Origin of the sequence: Micromonospora sp. WMMD735, assembly GCF_049178995.1 — a bacterium.
Classification (GTDB): Bacteria; Actinomycetota; Actinomycetes; order Mycobacteriales; family Micromonosporaceae; genus Micromonospora; species Micromonospora wenchangensis.
Genome location: NZ_JBMHMJ010000002.1, coordinates 1889031 through 1909967 on the forward strand (window position 1 = coordinate 1889031; position 20937 = coordinate 1909967).

The window sequence follows — 20937 nt, forward strand, 5'->3', positions numbered from 1 at the left end:
AACTCCACCGGATCATCCAAACACGCCCGACCGCCACCGACCCCGCCGGGCGAGCAGCTCACCGGGCCGGGCCGACGCACGGCGGCGGTCGACCAGGCCCCGGTCAGCCCCGCAGGGTACGGCTGGGCGGCTGACCGTAGGCGGCGCGGTAGTCGGTGGCGAACCGCTTCGCGTCGACGAATCCCCACCGGGCGGCGATCGCCGCGACCGTGTCCCCCGCCGTCGGGTCACCGTCGCGCAGGTCCCGGTGGGCGCGGTCCAGCCGGGCCCGCCGGGCGAACCGGGCTGGGGTGGTGCCCTGGTGCCGGCGGAAGGCGTACTGCAGGCCCCGGGGGGACACCCCGGCAGCCTCGGCCAGCTCCGCCAGTGACACGTAGCGGTCGAGGTGGGCCTCCACATGGTCCATCGCCCGACGGACCACCGACGGCGCGACGACGCCCGGCCCCCGCCGCTGAAGCGGCACGGGGATGCTCGGGAAGTCGGCCAGCACCGCTGCCGCCAGCAGGTGCCGGACCTGCCCGACGATCAGCGGGTTGGTCGCCAGGTCGACGTCGGCCAGCACCACCTGCCGCACGTACGCCAGCGTCCCCAGCCAGTGCCGTTGCAGCCCGGCCGAGACCGGGCGGACGCCCTCGAAACGCACCCGCCGGCCCCCGCCGTGCCGGGACCGGGCGACCTCGTCGACCAGCGCCGTGGGGATTCCGACGGTGAACGACTCGACGGCGTCGCACGTCACCTCGACCCTGCGGTCCACCGGCAGGACGACCACCCCGCCGACCGCGACCCGGTCGACCGTCCGGCGGTCGGTCACCGCGAGTCGGCCACGACGCAGGTGGACGATGTTGACCAGGTCCTCCCGTACGCCGTCCGTGCGGATGTGCGCCGAGCACCGCAGACCGTGCACGGCGACACCGCCGAGCGTGACACCCGTGCCGCGCAGCTCGACCCCCGCCGGTCCGGGTGCGGACAGCACGATGTCGATGTCGGCGAAGGTGACCCGGAAGAAGGCGCACACCTCGTCGGGGTCGGTCATGGTGTACCGCTGCCAGGGCGGTGGCTGCACCCTGACCTCGGGATCGGCGTCGATGGCGGGTCCTGCCGCCGGCCGCCGGCGAAGCGGCGGCCGATAGCCCGCCATTCGGTGCCTCCCGTGATCACGCCGCCCGGCTGGGCACCGACCGGCGGATGTATGACAATGCCGCACTATAGGGGGAATGCACACCCCCCGGGTCCGGTGTCCCACATCCCCCGCGTCCGCGCCACCGTGGCGGTCGCGATCCGCGAACCGGGGTGGCCAGAGGCGAAAGACCAGCGGGTGCGAGCGTCCACCGGCGGCGGGGCCGTCGACGGCGGCGGGCGACGTCCGGGATGGGTTAGAGTCCGGCCGCATGGACGGCACCACGCTGCGTACGCCCCGCCTGAGCCTGCGCCAGGTGGGTGACGGCGACGTCGACCGCATCCTCGAATACCGCAACCTGCCCGAGGTGACGTACTGGCTGCTGCGGACCGAGGTGGAGCCGGCGGCGTTCCGGGCGGCCTGGCGGCGCGCCGCCGACGACCCCGACGACCACAGCCGGGCGGTCGTCCTGGACGGCCTGGTGATCGGCACGGTCTCGCTCGACGTGCTGGACGGGATGGGCCAGCCGGGTATGCCGACCCGCACCGAGGCCCAGCTCGGCTACATCTTCGACCCGGCCCACGGCGGCCGGGGCTTTGCCACCGAGGCGGTCACCGCGATGGTGGGGTACGCGTTCACCCGGTTGGGCGTCCGCCGGATCACCGCCGGGTGCTTCGCCGACAACCTCGCCTCGGTACGGGTGCTGGAGAAGGTCGGCATGCGCCGCGAGCAGCACGGCGTCGGCGACTCGTGGCACGCCGAACGGGGCTGGGTGGACGGCTACACCTACGCCCTGTGCGCCGACGCCTGGCCCGCGCCACCCCGGTAGGCGCGTCGGGTCACGGGGCCTGTGGTGGCCGGGCCCGCTGCGGGTGGGGCGTCTCGTGGCGGGCCAGCATGGCGACGAACTCGGCGATCTTCCGTTCCCGGGTCTGCGCCCGTTTCACCGCGTTGAGCCGGTGCACGAGCGCGAACAGGTTGGTCCGGGTGAGCACGTCGAACATGGCCTGCGCGGCGGGGTCGGCGGCGACCGCGGCGAGCAGGTCGGAGGGCACCTCGACCTCCGACGGCGGGGCGTAGGCCGCGGCCCACCGTCCGTCCGCCTTGGCGGCCTCCACCGCGGCCCGTCCCGGGGGCTGCATCCGGCCCTGTTCCTCCAGCCGGGCCACGTGGGCGACGTTGCGTTGCGACCAGATGCTGCGCGCCCGGCGGGGGGTGAACCTGATCCAGGAACTCTCCTGGTCCCGCTTGCGGGCCTGCCCGTCGATCCAGCCGAAGCACAACCCCTCGTCGACCGCCTGCTGCCAGGTCAGGGTGGTGACCGTGCCGCCCTTGCGGGTCAGGGCGAGCCAGACGCCTGGTGAGGTGTCGTGGTGGGCCGACAGCCAGGCGCGCAGCGCGTCCGCGTCGGGGACGACCAACTCGTCGAGTTCGGCGCTGACCATGACGGCAGGCTAACCGCTACCGGTGACAATCCGGTCGGGGGCGCGGAGGCCGTCGACGAGGACGGCCAGCAGGCGCGGCCCTCGGCTGTCCAGCTCGGTGTCGTCCAGTCGGGAGAGCCAACCGATCAGGACGATGACGTCCCGGGCCTCGACGTCGGCGCGGATGCTGCCGGCCGAGCGGCCGGCGGCGAGCAGCAGTTCCACCGCATCGCCGATCGGGCCGAGACTGTGCGCGGCGAGGTCACGCCAGGTCGCCGCCTCGACGGCGGCGAACACGTCCCGCTTGACCCGGGCGTAGGCGGCCACCCGGTCGAACCAGGCCGCCAACGCCGCCACCGGCGGGTGGGTGGCCAGCAGTTGCGGGGCCGCCGCGACCAGGTCGTCGACCTCGTGGCGGTACACCTCGACGAGCAGGTCCTCCCGGGTGGGAAAGTGCCGGTACAGGGTGCCCTGCCCGATGCCGCAGGCCTTCGCCACCGCGTTGAGCTTCAGCTCGCCCGGTTCGTGCACCAGGTCGCGGGCCGCGCGGAGGATGCGTTCGCGGTTGCGCCGCGCGTCGGCGCGAAACGCCGCGCCCTTGACAGAAGCGGACACGTGTCCGCTAGGCTCGTCGGGATAACCGGACATGTGTCCACTCTACCCCGAGGAGCACCATGACCATCCCCGGAAAGGTCGTCGCGATCACCGGCGCCAGCAGCGGCATCGGCGCGGCGACCGCCCGCCACCTCGCCGCGCTCGGCGCGTCGGTCGTCCTCGGTGCCCGGCGCACCGACCGGCTCGACCGCCTGGTCGCCGAGATCGAGGCCGCGGGCGGCACGGCGGTCGCCACCCGGGTGGACGTCACCGCCCCGGACGACCTGCGGTCCCTGGTCGCCCTCGCGGTGGAACGTTTCGGCCGGCTGGACGTCCTGGTGGGCAACGCCGGGATCAGCAGGATCAGCACCGTCGCCGAGCTGGACGTCGAGGGCTGGTCGGCGATGGTCGACGTGAACGTCAAGGGCGTCCTGCACGGGATCGCCGCCGCCCTGCCCGTCTTCACCCGCCAGGGCGGCGGCCACCTCGTCACGGTCGTCTCGACCGCCGGCCTGAAGATCGTTCCCACCCAGGCGGTGTACGCCGGGACGAAGAACGCGGTGCGCACCCTGCTGGAGGGCCTGCGGCAGGAGAGCACCAGCGGAGCGCTGCGGACAACCTCGATCTCCCCCGGTTACGTCCGCACCGAGTTCGTCGACCGGGCGATCGACGACCCCACGGTACGCGGGGAGGTGCAGCAGACCATGGCCGAGATCGGACTCGACCCCGGCGCGGTCGCCCGCGCGATCGCCTTCGCCGTCGACCAACCCGACGACGTCGAGATCGGCGACCTGACCATCCGACCGACCCGCCAGGGCTGACCGTGGCGGCGGCCCGGCCGGTCCGGTCATCCGGCGGAGCTCCCGGCCCTGCCCACGTCGGCCCTGCCCACGTCGGCCCCGTCACGGAGCGACCCCGGCCGGGCTGTTCAGGCCACCAGCAGGCGCAGGCCCAGCTCCGCGGTGTCGCGACCCAGCAGGTCCCCGTTGCGTTGCGTCCACCGGCCCGACGCCAGGTCCTCCCGGAGCATCCCGACGGCCCGCCGTTCGGCCTGCGGCCCGACCCGGGTCCACACCGACACCGCGCGCCGCACCCGCTCGTCCAGGTACGCCTCAGGCCGTCGCCAGTACGCCTCGAACAGGCCGTCGGCGCAGTCCCACGGGACGTCCACCGGCTCGGCACGCCCACCGATCGCGGCGGTCAGCTCGCCCAGCGGGGGCCAGTCGACCAGCAGGCCGGCGAACTCCGGCAGGTAGTCGCGGGTCAGCCAGAACCGCTCCCGCCAGCCGGTGCCGTCGGCGTCGTAGGTGAACACCACCACCCGCCGGGCCACCCGGCGCATCTCCCGCAGCCCGGCGACCGGGTCCGGCCAGTGGTGCACGGTGCTGACCGCCATCGCCGCGTCGAAGGACCCGTCGGCGAACGGCAGGTCCCCCGCGGCGGCGGCCACGCACGGCGCGGCGTCGGCCGGACGCAGCGCCCGCATCACCGCCGACGGCTCCACCGCCGTCACCGCGCGGTCGCCGGGTTCGTAGGAGCCGGTGCCGGCCCCGACGTTGAGCACGGTCCGGGCGTCGCCCAACGCCGCCCAGATGCGGGCGGCGATCCGGGGGTCGGTGCGCCGGGTCGCCGGGTAGGCGCTGCCGATGGTGTCGTACAACCGGCCGCCGAAGACCCGTAGCTGCTCCTCTGGGGTGGTGGCGATCCCCAGCGCCCGCGCCTGCAACTCCCGGTCGATCGCCGCGACCAGGGCGGCGGCCCGGTCGCGCTGGTCGGTCAGCAGGCCGCGCAGCCGGCACAGGTGCGCGACGGGGTCGGTCGCCGGATCGTCCACCAGGTCCGCGATCTGCCGGAGTCCGAACCCGAGTCGCCGGTAGCCGAGCACCTCGCGCAGCCGCCGTACGTCGGCGGGCGCGTAGGCGCGGTGCCCCGCCGCCGTCCGCGCGGACGGCGTCAGCAGGCCGATCTCGTCGTAGTGGTGCAGCGTCCGGACGGTGACCCCGGCCAGTTCCGCCACCCGTCCCACGGTCAGGTGTTCGTCCACGGCACCGACTATCTGCCCTCACGCCGCGTGAGGAGCAAGCACCCGCAACGGGTACGGCCGCCGCGGTGTCCGCGGCGGCCGTACGGAGGTCGCTCCGGTCGACCGGTCAGGCGACCGTGCAGGGGATGCCGTTGAGGGTGAAGGCGGTCGGTTTGGCGGTGTTGCCGGTGTGGCTGGCCTGGAAGCCGATCTCGACGGTGGCGCCGGGGGCGATCGTGCCGTTGTAGCTGACGTTGCGGGCGCTCACCTGGCCGCTGGTGGGCGAAATGGTGGCGCTCCAGGCCGACGTGATGGACTGGCCCGACGGCAGGGTGAACACCAACGTCCAGCCGTCGATCGTCGAGGTGCCGGTGTTGGTGATGCTGATGCTGGCGGTGAAGCCGGAGTCCCAGCTGTTCATCGTGTAGCCGACCCGGGGTCCGCTGCCGCCCGCCGTGGGGGTGGGGGTGGGGGTGGGGGTGGGCGTCGGGGTCGGGGTCGGGGTGCCCGTGGGCGTCACGGTCGGGGTGGGGGTCGGCGTCGTGCCGTTGACACTGGTCACGAACGTCATCACGCTGCGCGCGGGCAGGTTGACGGTCAGCGAACCGTTGGACATGGTCAGCGCGCTCTGCGGGGCGACGTTGCGGCTACCGTCGGTCAGCCAGTTCTGCACGCTGCCCGACGCGGTGGCGCCGGAGAGGGTGAACTGCTGGCTCACCGCCGAGGTGTTCTTGTTGACCGCGACGATGACCACGGTGTTGCCACCCCGGTAGGCCGAGACGTAGACGTTCGACGCCGGGTTGGCCGTGGCGTCGACGCGGACGTACCCGGGCCGCACGAACCGGGCGTACTGGGCCATGATCGCGCCCCGCTTGCTGATCTGGCCGTCCTCGCGCATGGGGCCGTAGCTGCGCCGCAGGTACCACCAGACGTACGTCTGGAACTCGGCGTCGACCATGGACCGGTGGATGTGCTCGCCGACGTCGAGCGCCTCCGGCCAGGCGTCACCCGAGTTCGCGTTGCTGTTCGGGTAGTAGACCTCGGTCATCCACAGTTCCTTGCCCGCCCCCTTCTGCTTGAACAGCGGGTACGGGAAGTTCGAGTACGAGGTGCCGTAGAGGTGGGCTCCGATGATGTCGACGTTGGCCAGCGCGGTGGCGTCGTTGAGGATCGGGTCCGACATCGACTTGACGTACTGGAACGATTCCGGCGCCATCACCCGGGTGCTGATCACCCCGGAGTTCTCCTTGAGGAACTTGATGATCTCGCCGGAGGTCCACCACGTCCAGTCGTGGGCGTAGTCGGGCTCGTTCTGCACGGAGATCGCGTAGAGGTTCACCCCGTTGTTGCGCATGTACACGGTGAAGTCGTTCAGGTACTGGGCGTACGCGGCGTAGGAGCTGGCGCGCAGGCGCTTGGCGTTGGTCTGGCTGCCCCGGGTGAACGTCTCGATCATGCTGGCCGGGGGGTTCCACGGCGAGGCGAAGACGGTCACCCCGAGTTCGGCCGCACGCTTGGCCGTGGCCAGGTCACGACTCCAGTCCGCCTGGCTCTCGCCGACCGGGATGCGCAGCACGGAGAAGCCGAGCCGGCCCTCACCGGTGCCGAACGCCGTCTCCCGCTGGGCGGCGGTCAGGTCGCCGATCCAGCCGGCGTGGGTCATCGCGCCGTAGCCCTTGATCGTCTGCCGGGACGCCGACAGGTTGATGCTGGCCGGGGCGGCCGAGGCCCCCGTGGCCCCCAGGGCCGCGGTGGCCGCCGCGACGGGCACGGCCCCGATCGTGGTCAGGACAGCCCTGCGGCTCAGCCGCCGTCGGCCGCTCTCCGGTTCGCTCTGCTCGTGCGTCATGCCTCGTCCTCCTGGGTGATGGTGGTGGTACGCGCTTCCCGGTGACCTGGGCCCGGACGGCACCGGCCTGCTGTGTCGCCGGGAGGGTTCGACCATGACCCGACACCGACGAGCAAGTCTCAATCGATTTACGTCATTGTTAACGTTAACCGAGTGGACTCTAGTTTTCACCCCCTGCGGGGTCAAGAACATGTCGGCCGACATGGCCGCTGACCTGCGTGGATCAGAACAGCGGCACCGACGGACCGGCCGGTGCGGTATCGATCGTCGCCGTTGAGAGTCAGTACAGGCGGGAGCGGCGGGTGGGACCGAGGCGGTGCCGCTCGGTCCGCGTCACCCCGGAGGGGACTTCCACCCGCAGCGGTTCGCGGGTCAGCCACACCAGCACGTGCACGTTCTCGCGGACCGGGAGCCGGGGATAGTCGTTCGGAGCGTACTCGGTCCCCAGCACGGCCAGGGTGTCCGGCGGGACCCGGACGGGGTCGGGGAGCGGGCCGGCCCCGTGCCAGATCGTCACGTACAGAAGGGATCCGGGGTCGGCGGTGTCGCGGTCGTACGTCGGCACCGCGACGATCTCCCGGAGCAGCAGCACGTCGTCCGAGTCGAGCATGGTCGCGTTCGCGGCCGGCCCGTGCCGGGCCCACACCGGGCCGGAGTAGAAGGCCGCCAGGCCCCTGCGGCGCGCGGACATGTCGGTGAAGCCCCGCAACCACACGAACCGGTCGGGACGGTCGAGGTCACGGAACTGGCCCAGCACGGCCATCCCCTGCTCCTCCTGGGTTTCCACGAACTCGCGGTCGAACAGCTCGACCAGTTCGTCGCGGCGCCCCGCACGCAGCGTGTAGCAGCGCAGTTCGACGATCACGACAGGATCCTCTCCAGGACGTCGGCGACGGTCCAGCGGGCCAGCGACTCCCGGAACGAGTCGGTCGCCTCGCCGTACAGGTCGGTGAGGACGGGGCGGATTCCGCGTCCCACCGGGCACTCCAGGTTGGGCACGCCGGGATGCAGGGCGAGCAGCGGCTCCGGCGAGACGGCGAGCCAGACGTCCGACAACGTGATCTCCGCCGCCGGCCGCCCGAGGGAGAAGCCCGCGCCGTTGCCGCGACGGGCCGTCACCAGGCCAGCCCGGTGCAGGTCACCGAGGCTGCGCCGGACGATGACGGCGTTCGTGTTGATGCTCGCCGCCACCTCCTCGGAGGTGAGCACCAGCCGGCCGCGACGCCTGGCCAGTTCCAGCCAGGCCAGGGCGTGGGCCGCGATCGTCACCCTGCTGTTCGCCGCCACCGGGACAGTCTCACCGATCGACCCACCAGAAGCAACAATTTCTATTACGTCCCATCGCCCACGCCCGACAGGCGCGACGCCGGACGGCGGCGCCGCGTCCCGGTCCGTCAACCGTGGACCGCGATCGGCGCACATCGGGAGGCCCCGTATCACGGCATTGACCTGCGTGGCTTCACGATGCCGAGATCAACATGTCACGTCCGTGACACGATCCGGCTCGACAGTGGGGCATCGTCGCCCACCCCTCAAGGAGCGTCATGGCCCCCACCCCACCGACCGACGCGGAACTGGACGTCCTCATCCGCGCCCGGCTCGCGTCGCTCGGCATCGACCTCGACCAGCTTCCCCCCGGAACCACCGCCGACCCGCAGACCGGCTCCCCCGGCCGGGACTCCGTGCTGGCCTCGCTGCGCTCCTTCGTCCGCGGCACCGTCGGCACCCTCGCCGCCTATCAGCCGCCCGCCCCGGCCGGCACCGACCCCGCCGTGGCCATGGCGCTGTCCCAGCAGCCCGCGCCGATGCTCTACCCCTCGATCAGCACGGAATGGCGGAAGTGATGAGCACAGCACCTGCCGACCGCGGCGTCGACCGTCGCGCCTTCCTCGCCCGGACCGCCGCGCTGGCCACCGCCTCGGCGGTCGGTGGCGTCGTCGGGCTGCCCGCCGTCGCCTCGGCGGCCGGCGTCAGCCGCGCGGCGGTCGCCCCGCCCGGCCGCTACAACCCGGCGCTGGCCGTGCCGAACGCCTACGTCAAGCCGCGCCCGGAGGCGGTGGCCGACCCGACCGAACTGACCGTCGCCGAGGCCGCCTGGCTCATCCGGGCCGGGAAACTCACCCCGGAGAAGCTGGTCGAGGCGTACCTGGCCCGGATCAGCCGCTACGAGACGACCTACCAGGCGTTCAACCTGGTGCTCGCCGAGCAGGCGGTCAAGGCGGCCCGCGCGATGGCCCGCAAGCCGCACCGGGGCGCGCTGCACGGCATCCCGTTGGCCATCAAGGACAACTACTACACCGCCGGGGTGCCGACCACCGCCAGCTCCTACCTGTTCGCCGACTTCCGGCCCCCCTACGACGCCACGGCGGTGACCCGGCTGGTCACCGGCGGCGGGGCGATCGTGCTGGGCAAGACCCAGATGGGCCCGCTGGCCACCACCCGGGCCACCACCCCCGCCGGGGTGGTCACCACGGTCAACGCCTGGACCCCCACCAACCCGGCCACCGACCCGGGCGGGTCGTCCACGGGCACCGCCACCGCCGTGGCCGGACGGCTCGCCGCCTGCGGCACCGGCACCCAGACCGGCGGCTCGATCACCGCGCCGTCCAACGCGCAGAACCTCACCGGGCTCAAGCCGACCATGGGACGGGTGTCGCTGCACGGGATCATCCCGCTCAGCTACACCCGCGACCACCCCGGCCCGCTGGCCCGCGACGCCAAGGACGCGGCCATCATGCTCACCGCGATGGCCGGTGAGGACCCGGCCGACCCGCGCAGCCAGGGCCTGCCCGCGGTGCCCAAGCTGATCGACGCGGCCACCCCCACCTACCAGGGCGGCAAGCTCAAGCTGCGGTGGAAGACCCGGATCGGGGTGCTGCCCGGCTTCACCGCCGGCACCTCGGAGACCGCGCTGGCCCGGCAGGCGTACCTGGCGAAACTCGCCGCGATCACCGGCGCGACCATCGTCGACGTGCCGCTGCCCGACGAGTGGGACCTGCTCACCGGCAGCGCGTTCAACAACGTACGGCTGCCCGAGCGCACCGAGCCCTTCCTGCCCTACCTGCGTACCGACCTGCGGGGTTTCGGGGTGTCGGTGACCGGCTGGTTGCAGGGGGCGCTGCTGGGCGGCGGCGAGTTCATCACCGGTCAGCGGGCCAAGCTGCTGCTGATGGAGCGGGTGCTGGACCAGCTCTTCGCGCACTGCGACGTGGTGGTGCAGACCGGCCCTGTGCCGTTCGACATCCTCGGCCTGCCCGAGATCGGCTTCCCGATCGGTTTCACCGGCGCGGGCCTGCCGATCGGCACCATCCTCGGTGGCCTGCCGTACGGCGAGGACCGGTTGTTGTCGGTGGTCGCCGCCTACCAGGCGGTCACCGACTGGCACCTGCGCCGGCCGGTCGACCCGCCGACCACCCCCGCGACGGGGCGCAGCGTGGCCCCGGCCGGGCTGCGGCTCACCGCCGACGAGGTGGCCCGGCTCAGCCAGTGACCGTCAGGTCGTCCGCCCGCCGGCCCGGTGGCGGGCGGACGACACCGGCGCATACCGGCCGGATCGCCGGCAGCGCGGCGGCGGGCCGGGTCGACCGACCTTCAGCCGATCGTGGTCAGCTTCGGCAGCACCTCGTCGGCGATCCGTCGGGTGAACTCCACCGGGTGCCGGTCCGGGGTGACCTGCACCTCGGTAACCCCGAGCGCTGCGTACCCGGCCACCTCGGCGAGGAACGCGTCCACGTCGGCCAGCGGCGGCCGGATCATGATGACCGTCTTGTCGATGGTGTCGTAGTCGCGGCCCTCGGCGGCGCAGTGCCCACGCAGCACGTCCAGCTTGTGCGCCACCTCGGCCGGGCTGCTGCCGAACAGGTTGCAGGCGTCGGCGTAGCGGGCCACCAGCAGCAGGGTCTTCTTCTCGCCGCTGCCGCCGATCATGACCGGCGGGTGGGGACGTCGCAGCGGTTGCGGCGAGTTGAGCGTCTCGGCCAGCCGGTAGTGCCGGCCCTCGAACGGCCCGTTGTCGTCGCTCCACATCTGCCGGCAGATCAGCAGCGTCTCCTCCAGCCGCTCGAACCGCTCGGCCACCGGAACCACAGGCACCCCGAGGCCCCGCTGCTCACGCTCGTACCAGGACGCGCCGATACCCAACCGGGCCCGGCCGCCGGAGAGCACGTCCAGCGTGGTCACGATCTTGGCGAGCAGCCCCGGGTAGCGGTACATCACGCCGGTGACCAGCACACCGAGCGTCATCCGGGAGGTCCGCGCCGCGACGAAGCCCAGCGTCGTGTACGCCTCCAGCATCGGCTCCTCGGCCGGGGCCATCGCCTCCATCTGGAAGTAGTGGTCCATCACGGTGAACGACGCGACCCCGGCCTCCTCGGCGATCGTCGCGGTCTCGATCAGCGTCGGTGCGATCGCCGCCGGGTCGGTCGGGGTCGAGTAGTTCCAGTAGTGCAGTCCGAGTCTCATGCCTCGTCCACCTCCACACCGATCCTAGGGGCGGTGCCGGCCCACCGCCGGCTCGGCGGCGCTGCCGCACCCACCGGTTCCGGCTGACGCCGCTGGTGCACTCCCCGGTGACCGGCCGGGCCATCCCGGAAGGAGGTTCCCGAGCACTCTTCGCATTTTCCTTGATCGGGTTTAGGCTCTGCCCAGTCCGGAGTGGACGACCACGGAGGTGCCCATGAAGAAGATGACCGTCCGTCGTACGAGTGCACTGCGTCTGGTGTCCGGCGCCCGCCGGCTCTGGATCGAGTGGTGCTGGTAACTGCCGGCCGGGCGGGCGCCCCCGGGCGCCCGCCCTCGGCGGCACCGGCCCGACCGTGACCGACGAGCCGCCGGGGTACGACTGCCACCGTGACCTCGGGCCGTACGCCGGGGTCGCCGACCTGCTCCAGCGGATCGCCGCCGACCGCCCCCGACTGGCCGCCCGGCACCGCACCGAACTGCGGGCCATCGCGCCCCGGCTCGACCCGACGGCCCGCCCCGCCGCCGACGAGGCGCCGATCAGGTTCCACCCCGCCCGACGCACCGCCGCCCTGGCCTACGGCGCGACCGAGTTCGTGGCGGCCTGGGCGGGCACCCTGCGCCGCCCGGTCACGCTCCGGTTCACGCACGTCGGTGCGGCCGACGAGACCACCCGCGAACTGCTGGACACGCTCGCCGGCCGACTCGGGGCGTACCCGGTGCGGCTGGCCCTGTGCGACGACGGACCGGCCCGGCCAGCGGTCGGCCCGAGCCCGGCGGCCCTGCGCACCGCCCTCGGCGAGAGCCTGGCCGCCGGCTTCTACCATCACGCGGCCCGCACCGCCCGGCACGGACGCACCCTGGTCACCCCGCACGACGACCTGCCGCACTGGTGGTCGTTCACCACCGGCCTGGCCACCGCCCTGGCGGCGCTGGACCGGGCCACCGAGGCGCTCGACCTCTACCACGAGACCCGGACCGTCACCGACGATCCGAAGATCACCATGTCGGCCGCGTACGCCACCGCCATGTTGTACGCGCGCCACCTGCCCGCCGACGCGCAGGACCCGGCGCGGGCGCGGCACTGGCTGGCGCAGGCGCTCCGGCTCGCCCGCACGGTGCCCGACACGCGGCAGCGGGTGCTGTCGACCGTCTTCTACGAGCAGGGCATGGCCCTGCTGGACAGCCGGGCGGGCGAACCGGAACGGGCGCTGCGCCTGATCGACGACGGGCTGGCCCGGCTGACGGCGGTACTCGCACCGGGCGAACGCCCGCAGGACGTGGCCCGGCTGCGGCACAACCGGGCCCAGGTCCACCTGGCGCTGGGCGACCCGCAACGGGCCCTGGCCGAACTCGACACGGTGATCGGCCACGACCCCGACAACTGTGAGTACTACGTGGACCGGGCCGCCCTGCACCGGGCCGCCGGACGGCTCCGGGCCGCGATCCGGGACTACGGCAGCGCGATCCGGCTCGGTCCGCACCTGCCGGAGGCGTACTACAACCGGGCGGTGCTGCACCAGGAACGGGGCCGCACCGGGCGGGCGCGCGACGACCTGGACCGGGTGCTCGCCATCGAGCCGGGGCACCTCGACGCCCGGATCGCCCTGGTCAACCTGCACCTCGGCCGGGGTGCGCTCGACGCCGCCGAGGCGGGGGCGCGGGCCGGGCTGGCGCGGGCCCCGCAGGAGCCGGCCCTGCTGTGCACGCTCGGGCTGATCCGCTCCGAGCGCGGTGACCCGACCGGGGCCGAGGAGTTGTTCAGCCGCGCGTTGGCCGGCGATCCGGAGCTGGTCGAGGCGTGGACGAACCGGGCCGCCGTCCGGTTCGACCGGGGTGCGGTGACCGACGCCGTGGCCGACCTGGACCGGGCGGTCGCGCTGTCGGCGGCGCCGGTGCCCCGCTACAACCGGGGCACCGCGCTGGTCCGACTCGGCCGCTGGGACGCCGCCGCCCGGGACTTCGCCGCCGCGCTCGCCGCGCCCGACCTGGACCGGTCACTGCGTCGCGAGCTGCGCACCGAACTCGCCCGCTGCCGCCGGCACACCTCCTGACCGGCCGCGCCGCGCGGCGACGAACCCGGGGCGACGACCGTCGGGGTGCGCGGCCCGCGCACCCCGACGGTCGGCCGGTCAGCTCCGCAGGCTCCACTGCTGGTTGGTACCGCCGTTGCAGGCCCAGAGGATCAGCTTGGTGCCGTTGGCCGTACCGGCACCGTTGGCGTCCAGGCACAGGCCGGACTGCACGCCGGTGATCGTGCCGTTGGCGTTGACGTTCCACTGCTGGTTGGCCTGCCCGTTGCAGTCCCAGATCACCACCTGGGTGCCGTTGCCGGTGCCCTGCCCGGAGGCGTCCAGGCACTTGGTGCCGTAGACCATGAGCTGCCGGGCGGTGGTCTGGGTGAACCGCTGGTTGGCCGCACCGGTGCAGTCCCAGAGCTGGGCCTGGGTGCCGTTGGTCGTGCTGGAGCCGCCGATCTCGGCGCACCGACCGGACTGCCCGCCGACGATCTGCACGCCCTGCGCCGGTGGGTTGCTCGTGCCCTGCACGCCCGCGTTGGCCATCACGGTCTGCGCGCCCGACGGCCAGTTGTTGTTGCTGACCACCGTGTTGTTGTTGACCACGTTGCCCCGGTCACCGTTGGTCACGTTGGTGCTGTTGTTGGTCGACCAGTTGGAGGTGACGGTGAAGTTGCCCATGTTCTCGGCGTACCAGTAGTTGGCGGTGGCCCAGGTGCCGGTGTTGGCGAAGACGTTGTTGCGGGCGGTGTAGTAGCGGGAGCCCTCGTCGAAGTAGAGCCCGAACCAGCCGTTGGTGCGCAGGCAGTGGTTCTCGGTGATGCTGCCGCCCGGGTTGGCCGACAGCGTGTAGATGCAGCCGCCGTCGGTCATCTGCTGCATCACGTCGTGCACGTAGTTGCCGACGACCTGGTTGTTGGCCGCCGTGGTGGCGGTCGAGTAGCGCGGCTGGTAGTTGTACAGCCCACGGTTGGCGTAGTGGTTGCTGCCACCCGCGTCGTTGGCGCCCCAGCCGTACCCGACCGACAGCCCGGTGTACGGCATGTTGTAGACCTCGTTGTGCGACACCGACGAGGTGTTGACGTACGTGGTCAGGATCGACACCACGCCCCGGTACTCCAGGCCGAGGTCGTGCACCCGGTTGTTGCTGATGGTGATGTTCCGGTTGGTCATCCGCTGGTCGCCCGGGTGGTGGGCGTCGGCGCGTACCCCGCCGACCACCACACCGCCGGCCGAGCTGCGGGCGATCTCGGAACGGGTGACGGTGATGTTGCTGGCCCCCAGGCCGACCCCGCTGGCGTGCGCGTTGGCGTCGTTGCCGATGCCGATGGCGGTCTGCCCGAGGTTGACGAACTGGGAGTCGCTGAAGGTGATGGTGTTGGCGGCGGAGACCTGCACGGCGGCCGGCATCTGGTTCCAGTTCGGCCGGGTCGCCTCGAACAGCGGGCAGCCCTCCTGGCAGGAGGTCAGCGCGTCGGCGGGGCGGGCCCAGGTGCCGGTGATGTGCGCGCCGGTCTGCTGGTCGGCGAAGCCGTTGCTGCTGCTCGGGCCGAGCCAACTGGTGCCGGTGAAGGTGATCCCGCTGAACGCGATGTGGTGCGCCGGGGCGTCGTACGTGCCGCCCACGTTGACCAGGGACTGCAACTGCGGCAGCTCCACGCTGACGCTGTTCATGTTCTGCCCGGCCAGCGGGATGTAGTTGAGCTGCCCACTGCCCGGGTTCAGGTACCACTCCCCCGGGCTGTCCAGGAACTCGTACGCGTTGGCCAGGTAGAACGGGCCGGCGCGGTGCGGCTTGGACAGGGTGTCGAAGCCGAACGTGTTGTTGTTCCAGGCCGGCTGCTGCATCGTGAGGAAGTTGCCGCTGATGCTCTGCACCGGGGAGTACCGGTCGGTGAACGAGCCGACGCTCTCCACCTCGACCCGGTTCTGGTTGCCCAGGTTGTTGAGGTAGCTCAGCGCGCCGTTGCTGAACCGCATGCCGCTGGTGGTGAAGGTGAAGTCGGCCCGGTTCACGGCGGTGCGGGCCCGGGTGGCGACCGCCCCGTTGACGTAGAGCTGCCGGCTGTCGAGCCCGGCGGGCACGTTCGCCCGCCAGATGTTCTTCCCGGCGTCGACCTGCGACCAGCCGGTGACCGCACGGGCCCCGCTGATCTGCGGGCGGGCCGACGCGGCGGCCCGCCAGGTCACGGTGTAGCCGTTGGTGCCGGAGTCGGCGGCGGTGAACCGCAGCGGCGCGGCCAGCCGGTAGACGCCGTCGGCCAGCTCGACGACGATGTCGCCGGACATCCCGGCGGTGCGGGACCGGACGGCGTTCTGCGCCTCGGTCAGCGAGCAGGGCTGGCTGGTGGAGCAGGCGGTGCCGCTGCCGGCGGGGGACGCGTAGAGGGTGGTGGTGGCGGCGAGGGCGGGACCGGCCGGGGCGAGCACGGCGACCGTGGCGGCGAGCGCCGTGGCGGCCAGGCCGGCCAGCACCGGCCCGCGCCGGGCGGGTGATGTCGGGACGGACACGGGTGGGACTCCAATCGTGGTGGGGTGGTGGGGTGCCCGGCGTCGCGGTGGAATCATGCCGCGACCGGGGTGAGCAGCCCGGCGGCCCGCAGCGCCGGCCACAGCGCCGCCGGGACGTCGGCGTCCGCGCGGGTCAGCGTCTGCGTGACCTGCGCGCGGTTACGCAGGCCGACGACAGTCGAGACGACGGCGGGATGGGAACGGACGAAGGCGAGCGCCGCCTGCGGCAGGGTGACGCCGTACGCCTGGCAGACGTCGGCGATCCGGTGGGCCCGGTCGATCAGCTCCGGTGGGGCCTGCTGGTAGTTGTAGGTGGCGTCGGCCGGGGGCCGGTCCTGCGACAACAGTCCGGAGTTGTAGACCCCGGCGACCACCACGCCGACGCCCCGGCGCTCGGCGGCGGGCAGCAGGTCGGCCAGCGCCCCCTGTTCCAGCAGGGTGTACCGGCCGGCGCACATCACCACGTCGACGTCGGTCTCCTCGACGAACCGGGTGAGCAGGTGGGACTGGTTCATGCCGGCCCCGATGGCCCCCACCACGCCCTGGTCGCGCAGCTCCACCAGGGCGGGCACCGCCTCGGTGGCGGCCTGTTCCCAGTGGTCGTCGGGGTCGTGCAGGTAGACGACGTCCACCCGGTCCAGGCCGGTGCGGGCCAGGCTGGACTCCAGCGAGCGGAGCACGCCGTCGCGGCTGAAGTCCCAGACCCGCCGGTGGTCGGCGGGCACGTCGAACCCTTCCGGGTCGCGCCGGTGCGCGTCCTGCGGCGACGGTACGAGCAGCCGGCCGACCTTCGTCGACACCACGTACTCGTCGCGCGGCCGGGTACGCAGCGCCGCGCCGATGCGCCGTTCGGACAGCCCGAGCCCGTAGTGCGGCGCGGTGTCGAAGTAGCGCAGGCCACCCGCCCAGGCGGTGTCGACGGCGGCGGCGAACTCCTCATCGGTGGTGGCCCGGTAGAGGTTGCCGGCCTGTGCCGCGCCGAATCCCAGCGCGGTGAGGCGTACCGAGGGCCGCCGTGGCAGCGGACGGGTCCTCACGACGACTCCGGCCGGTAGACCCGACGGGCGGTGTGCCGCCAGATCGCCGCCCGCTCGTCGTCACCCAGCGGGTCCAGCAGCTCCGCGAGCGTGTCGACCCACCTGTCGTACGTGCTGGCGAGCAGGCAGACCGGCCAGTCGGAGCCGAACATCAGCCGGTCCGGACCGAACGCGTCGAGGGCGTGCTCGACGGCCGGGCGCAGGTCCTGCGGTGTCCAGGGTGGCCGGTGCACCTCGGTGACCAGGCCGGAGAGTTTCGCCGTGGTGTTGGCCGGGGCGGCCAGGGCGCGCAGGTGGCGGGCCCAGTCGTCGAGGTCCGTCCCGCCGAGGGCGGGCTTGCCGAGATGGTCCAGGACGAACCGCACCTCGGGCAGGTCGCGGGCCAGCCGGCCGGCCGCGCCCAGTTGGTGCTGCCGGACCAGCAGGTCGAAGGCGAGACCGGCGGCACCCACCGAGGTGATCCCCCGCCGCACGTCGGCCCGGTCCAGGAACCCCGGGTCGGGCTCGTCCTGCACGCTGTAGCGGACGCCGACCAGCAGGTGGCCACCGCGGGCCGCCCGCAGCCGGGCCAGCCGGTCGGCGACGTCCGGCGTCGTGACGTCCAGCCAGCCGACGACCCCCCGGACGAGCGGGTGGTCGGCGGCGACGCCCAGCAGGTCCACCGTCTCGGCCTCGGTGGAGTTGGCCTGCACCAGCACGGTCTCGGTGACCCCGGCGGCGCGGGTGACCCGGGCCAGGTCGTCCGGGGTGAAGTCGGCGTCGGTGGCGGCCATGGTGGCCGGGTCGATCCAGGGCTGCGGGTGCCGGGCCCGCACCCAGAGGTGGTGGTGGGCGTCGACGGTGCCGGGTGGCGCGCTCACCGGCCCAGCCATCCGCCGTCGACGGGCAGGACGATGCCGTTGACGTAGTCCGACGCACGCGCGGCCAGGAACACCGTCGCGCCGGCCAGGTCGGTGGCGTCCCCCCACCGGCCAGCCGGGATGCGGGTCAGGATGGCCCGGTCGCGTTCCGGGTCCTCGCGTAGCGCCCGGGTGTTGTCGGTGGCGATGTAGCCGGGGGCGATGGCGTTGACGTTGACCCCGTGCGCCGCCCACTCGTTGGCCAGCGCCTTGGTCAGCCCGGCGAGGCCGGACTTCGCGGCGGCGTAGCCGGGGACGGTGATGCCGCCCTGGAAGCTGAGCAGCGACGCGGTGAAAATGATCTTCCCTCGTCCGCGGGCCACCATCTCCCGGCCGATCTCCCGGCTCAACACGAACTGGCTGCTCAGGTTCACCTCGATGACGTGGTCCCACATCTCGTCGGGGTGCTCGGCGGCCGGGGTGCGGGCGATCGTGCCGCCGTTGTTGACCAGGATGTCGACCGGGCCGAGGTCGTGCAGGTCGGCGACGAGCCGGCGGACCGCGGCCCGGTCGGCCAGGTCGGTACGCAGCGCGGTGAACGAGCGGCCCGCCGCGCGTACCCGCTGCTCCACCTCGCTGCCGGTGGCCTCCATGTTCGCCGAGACACCGACGACGTCGGCACCGGCGACGGCCAGCGCCTCGGCCATGGCCAGCCCGATGCCCCGGCGCGCGCCGGTCACCACGGCCGTGCGGCCGGAGAGGTCGAACAGGGCGTTCATCGGTCGGCCTCCTGCCAGTCGAGCAGCACCTTCAGCACGCCGCCGCCCTCCTCCAGGGCGGTGAACGCCGACGCCGCCGCCTCGACGGGCACCACCCGGGAGATGAGCTGCCCGGCCGGCACCACACCGGAGGCGACCAGCCGGACCGCCTCCACCATGTCCTCGCGCTGGTAGAGCCGCGCGCCGAGCAGCTCCAACTCGCGCCAGAAGACCCGGTGCAGGTTCACCGGCCGGGGCTGCGGATGGATCGCCACCATGACCAGCCGGCCCCGGGTGGTCAGCACGTCGACGGCGGTGCCGACCCCGGCGGCGGACCCGGACACCTCGAAGGCCACGTCCGCTCCCGCGCCGTCGGTACGCTCGTCGACCAGCGCCACCACGTCGGTGCCGGCCGGGTCGACCGCGTCGATCCCGACCCCGGCGGCCACCGACCGGCGGAACGGGTCAGGTTCGACGAGCAGGACCCGCGCGCCCCGGTGCCGGGCGACGGTGGCGACGAGCACACCGATCGGCCCACCGCCGACGACCACCACCTGGTCGGCGTCGGTCACCCGGCCCCGCCGCACGTCGTGCACGGCCACCGCGACCGGTTCGACCAGGGCGGCCCGGTCCAGGGGCAGGTCGTCGGGCAGCGGCACCACCAGGTCGGCCGGGACGGTCCAGGAGGACTGCATCGCGCCGGGCGAGTCCACCCCGAGGAAGTCCATGGCGTGGCAGACGTGCGCGTTGCCCCGCCGGCAGGCGGCGCACCGGCCGCAGAACCGGGTCGGCATCACGGTGACCGGCTGGCCCACGGCGAAGCCGGTGACACCCTCACCCACCTCGGCCACCCGGCCGGACATCTCGTGCCCGATCACCGCCGGCGGGCCCACCCGGGCGTCCATGTCCCCGTGGTAGACGTGCAGGTCGGTGCCGCAGATCCCGGTGTAGGCCACCGCGATCCGCAGCTGGCCCGGCCCCGGTGGCTCCGGCGCGCGCCGCTGCACCTCCAGGTGCCGGGCGCTGCGGTAGACCACTGCCTTCATACGTGCTCCCTCGCGGTCGGGTCAGTGCGGGACGGCGGACGGCAGGCCGTCGTGGTGGTGGTACGTCGGGGCGTCGGGCAGCGGGGTGCCGTACCGGCCCGCCGGGGTGACGGCCGGATCGGCCACGGCCAGCAACCGACGCCCGGCCCGTTCCGGCCGTACGTTGGGACCGTCCGGCGTCGGTACGTCGGAGCGGCGCGGGTACCTGCCGATCTCCTCCTCGCAGACCGTGACGCCCAGCCCCGGGGAGTCGCCGAGGACGAACGCACCGTCCTCGACGTGCAGGTCGCGGGTGATCCCGACCGGCGGGTGGAGGTCCTGCAACTCGCTGACCATGTGGTTGGGCACCGACGTGGCGGCGTGCAGCAGGCCGACGGGGTGGTTGCCGATCGGGCTGACCGGCAGGTCGTAGGCGTGCGCCAGGGCGGACACCCGCAGGAAGTGGGTGATCCCCCACACCGCGGCCATCTGCACGACGTCGACCGCCGCCGCGGCGATCAGCGGCCGGTACTGCTCCAGGCCGGTGAGGTTCTCCCCGGTGGCGACGGACGCCCGGATGCCGCGTCCGACGACGGCCAGACCCTCGGCGTCCCACCGGCGGACGGGTTCCTCGATCCAGACGAGGTCCAGGGTGCGTTCGAGTTCGCTCACGTGCCGTACGGCCTGCTTGCGGGTCCACGCCTCGTTCACGTCGAGCATCAGGCCGGGCCGCTGCCCCCGACCGGCCTCGGTCAGCACGTCGCGGACCACGTGCAGCCGGTGCCGGTCGCGCTCGATGTCGAGGCCGCCCTTGAGCTTGGCGGCCCGCAGCCCGTGCCGGGCGTAGACCGCGTACGCCGCGGCGAGCGCGTCGTCGTCGAGGCCGATGTCCAGGCCGGAGGCGTAGGCGGGCACCCGCCGGTCGCGTCCGCCGAGCAGCCGCCACAGGGGTTGCCCCGCCGCCTGGGCCTTGATGTCCCACAGCGCGGTGTCCAGCGCGCCGATGGTGCCGAACACCGAGCCGGCGTGGCCCGCCTTGAAGGTCTGCCGCAGCATCCGGTCGTAGAGGGTGGTCACCGCGCGGGGGTCCTCCCCGTCGATCGCGGCGAAGATCCGTTCGAGGTCGGTGTGCGGTCCTAGGCCGACGCCGGTGATGCCCTCGTCGGTGTCGACCAGGACGATCGGCACGGCGGTCACCCCGTCGGCGAACACGCCGTTGGCGTCGCCGACGGGCCGCCCCCACTCCTGCACGGTGGTCAGGGTCCGGTATCCGGTGATCCGCAT

General features: G+C 73.1%; 19 protein-coding genes. 5 read left to right on the plus strand and 14 right to left on the minus strand.

From position 1 onward, the window contains the following. Positions 1-103: 103 nt before the first annotated feature. Positions 104-1033, minus strand: a complete 930-nt coding sequence (locus tag ACN268_RS08320) for a helix-turn-helix domain-containing protein (RefSeq protein ID WP_421482553.1) — start codon at positions 1031-1033, stop codon at positions 104-106. A 355-nt stretch (positions 1034-1388) separates the two neighbouring features. On the opposite strand from ACN268_RS08320, the gene ACN268_RS08325 reads away from it, so the two are divergent. Beyond that, positions 1389-1946: a GNAT family N-acetyltransferase gene (locus tag ACN268_RS08325; protein ID WP_421482554.1), complete on the plus strand. Its 558-nt coding sequence runs from the start codon at positions 1389-1391 to the stop codon at positions 1944-1946. A 10-nt stretch (positions 1947-1956) separates the two neighbouring features. Here ACN268_RS08325 and ACN268_RS08330 read toward each other — a convergent pair whose 3' ends face one another. Both ACN268_RS08330 and ACN268_RS08335 read right to left on the minus strand, forming a co-directional pair. Beyond that, complete coding sequence (locus ACN268_RS08330) at positions 1957-2562, minus strand: YdeI/OmpD-associated family protein (RefSeq protein ID WP_421482555.1); 606 nt, start codon at positions 2560-2562, stop codon at positions 1957-1959. Positions 2563-2571: 9 nt separating this feature from the next. Then, positions 2572-3156 (minus strand): TetR/AcrR family transcriptional regulator, encoded by a 585-nt coding sequence (locus tag ACN268_RS08335; RefSeq protein ID WP_421482556.1) that lies wholly within the window; start codon positions 3154-3156, stop codon positions 2572-2574. 59 nt (positions 3157-3215) lie between these two features. Here ACN268_RS08335 and ACN268_RS08340 point away from each other — a divergent pair, with 59 nt between their 5' ends. Further along, the gene (locus ACN268_RS08340) at positions 3216-3956 is read left to right on the plus strand and encodes an SDR family oxidoreductase (protein ID WP_421482557.1); all 741 of its coding nucleotides are present in this window, start codon (positions 3216-3218) and stop codon (positions 3954-3956) included. Positions 3957-4063: 107 nt separating this feature from the next. On the opposite strand, the gene ACN268_RS08345 is transcribed toward ACN268_RS08340, so the two are convergent. The 4 genes from ACN268_RS08345 to ACN268_RS08360 form a co-directional block, all read right to left on the minus strand. Continuing rightward, positions 4064-5179, minus strand: a complete 1116-nt coding sequence (locus tag ACN268_RS08345; protein WP_421482558.1) for a MerR family transcriptional regulator — start codon at positions 5177-5179, stop codon at positions 4064-4066. 106 nt (positions 5180-5285) lie between these two features. Further along, positions 5286-7007, minus strand: coding sequence for a cellulose binding domain-containing protein (locus ACN268_RS08350; RefSeq protein ID WP_421482560.1), 1722 nt, complete (start codon positions 7005-7007; stop codon positions 5286-5288). 280 nt (positions 7008-7287) lie between these two features. After that, positions 7288-7872, minus strand: a complete 585-nt coding sequence (locus ACN268_RS08355) for an NIPSNAP family protein (protein WP_421482561.1) — start codon at positions 7870-7872, stop codon at positions 7288-7290. Next, positions 7869-8294: an Rrf2 family transcriptional regulator gene (locus ACN268_RS08360; RefSeq protein ID WP_421482562.1), complete on the minus strand. Its 426-nt coding sequence runs from the start codon at positions 8292-8294 to the stop codon at positions 7869-7871. Before ACN268_RS08360 ends, ACN268_RS08355 begins: the two co-directional genes overlap by 4 nt. Before the next feature lie 257 nt (positions 8295-8551). On the opposite strand from ACN268_RS08360, the gene ACN268_RS08365 reads away from it, so the two are divergent. Beyond that, positions 8552-8851 carry a hypothetical protein gene (locus ACN268_RS08365; RefSeq protein ID WP_204923113.1) on the plus strand — a complete coding sequence of 100 codons (300 nt, stop codon included), beginning with the start codon at positions 8552-8554 and terminating at the stop codon, positions 8849-8851. Next, entirely contained in the window at positions 8851-10497 is a 1647-nt protein-coding gene (locus ACN268_RS08370; protein ID WP_421482563.1) for an amidase, read from the plus strand. Before ACN268_RS08365 ends, ACN268_RS08370 begins: the two co-directional genes overlap by 1 nt. Before the next feature lie 101 nt (positions 10498-10598). Here the strand turns inward: ACN268_RS08370 and ACN268_RS08375 are convergent, their stop codons facing one another. Next, positions 10599-11468, minus strand: coding sequence for an LLM class F420-dependent oxidoreductase (locus ACN268_RS08375; protein ID WP_421482564.1), 870 nt, complete (start codon positions 11466-11468; stop codon positions 10599-10601). 353 nt (positions 11469-11821) lie between these two features. Between ACN268_RS08375 and ACN268_RS08380 the strand changes: the two genes are divergently transcribed. Next, positions 11822-13519 (plus strand): tetratricopeptide repeat protein, encoded by a 1698-nt coding sequence (locus ACN268_RS08380; RefSeq protein WP_421482565.1) that lies wholly within the window; start codon positions 11822-11824, stop codon positions 13517-13519. Between the two features lie 78 nt (positions 13520-13597). Here the strand turns inward: ACN268_RS08380 and ACN268_RS08385 are convergent, their stop codons facing one another. Genes ACN268_RS08385 through ACN268_RS08410 form a run of 6 tightly spaced genes read right to left on the minus strand, consistent with a single transcriptional unit; the run spans position 13598 to position 20937 of the window. Continuing rightward, the gene (locus tag ACN268_RS08385) at positions 13598-15994 is read right to left on the minus strand and encodes an RICIN domain-containing protein (protein WP_421482566.1); all 2397 of its coding nucleotides are present in this window, start codon (positions 15992-15994) and stop codon (positions 13598-13600) included. 53 nt (positions 15995-16047) lie between these two features. Further along, complete coding sequence (locus ACN268_RS08390) at positions 16048-17031, minus strand: aldo/keto reductase (RefSeq protein ID WP_421482567.1); 984 nt, start codon at positions 17029-17031, stop codon at positions 16048-16050. Beyond that, positions 17028-17891: an amidohydrolase family protein gene (locus tag ACN268_RS08395; RefSeq protein ID WP_421482568.1), complete on the minus strand. Its 864-nt coding sequence runs from the start codon at positions 17889-17891 to the stop codon at positions 17028-17030. Before ACN268_RS08395 ends, ACN268_RS08390 begins: the two co-directional genes overlap by 4 nt. Further along, positions 17888-18649 (minus strand): SDR family NAD(P)-dependent oxidoreductase, encoded by a 762-nt coding sequence (locus tag ACN268_RS08400; protein ID WP_421482569.1) that lies wholly within the window; start codon positions 18647-18649, stop codon positions 17888-17890. The genes ACN268_RS08395 and ACN268_RS08400 overlap by 4 nt, the downstream gene beginning before the upstream one ends. Then, a complete protein-coding gene (locus ACN268_RS08405) occupies positions 18646-19674 on the minus strand; it encodes a zinc-dependent alcohol dehydrogenase (protein ID WP_421482570.1) in 1029 nt (342 codons plus the stop codon). The genes ACN268_RS08400 and ACN268_RS08405 overlap by 4 nt, the downstream gene beginning before the upstream one ends. A 21-nt stretch (positions 19675-19695) precedes the next feature. After that, positions 19696-20937 carry a mandelate racemase/muconate lactonizing enzyme family protein gene (locus tag ACN268_RS08410; RefSeq protein ID WP_421482571.1) on the minus strand — a complete coding sequence of 414 codons (1242 nt, stop codon included), beginning with the start codon at positions 20935-20937 and terminating at the stop codon, positions 19696-19698.

Coding starts and splice junctions, on each gene's coding strand:
- ACN268_RS08320 (WP_421482553.1), bottom strand. CDS start 1,033: ATGACCGACCCCGACGAGGTGTGCGCCTTCTTCCGGGTCACCTTCGCC.
- ACN268_RS08325 (WP_421482554.1), top strand. CDS start 1,389: ATGGACGGCACCACGCTGCGTACGCCCCGCCTGAGCCTGCGCCAGGTG.
- ACN268_RS08330 (WP_421482555.1), bottom strand. CDS start 2,562: ATGGTCAGCGCCGAACTCGACGAGTTGGTCGTCCCCGACGCGGACGCG.
- ACN268_RS08340 (WP_421482557.1), top strand. CDS start 3,216: ATGACCATCCCCGGAAAGGTCGTCGCGATCACCGGCGCCAGCAGCGGC.
- ACN268_RS08350 (WP_421482560.1), bottom strand. CDS start 7,007: ATGACGCACGAGCAGAGCGAACCGGAGAGCGGCCGACGGCGGCTGAGC.
- ACN268_RS08365 (WP_204923113.1), top strand. CDS start 8,552: ATGGCCCCCACCCCACCGACCGACGCGGAACTGGACGTCCTCATCCGC.
- ACN268_RS08370 (WP_421482563.1), top strand. CDS start 8,851: ATGAGCACAGCACCTGCCGACCGCGGCGTCGACCGTCGCGCCTTCCTC.
- ACN268_RS08375 (WP_421482564.1), bottom strand. CDS start 11,468: ATGAGACTCGGACTGCACTACTGGAACTACTCGACCCCGACCGACCCG.
- ACN268_RS08400 (WP_421482569.1), bottom strand. CDS start 18,649: ATGAACGCCCTGTTCGACCTCTCCGGCCGCACGGCCGTGGTGACCGGC.
- ACN268_RS08405 (WP_421482570.1), bottom strand. CDS start 19,674: ATGAAGGCAGTGGTCTACCGCAGCGCCCGGCACCTGGAGGTGCAGCGG.
- ACN268_RS08410 (WP_421482571.1), bottom strand. CDS start 20,937: ATGCGGATCACCGGATACCGGACCCTGACCACCGTGCAGGAGTGGGGG.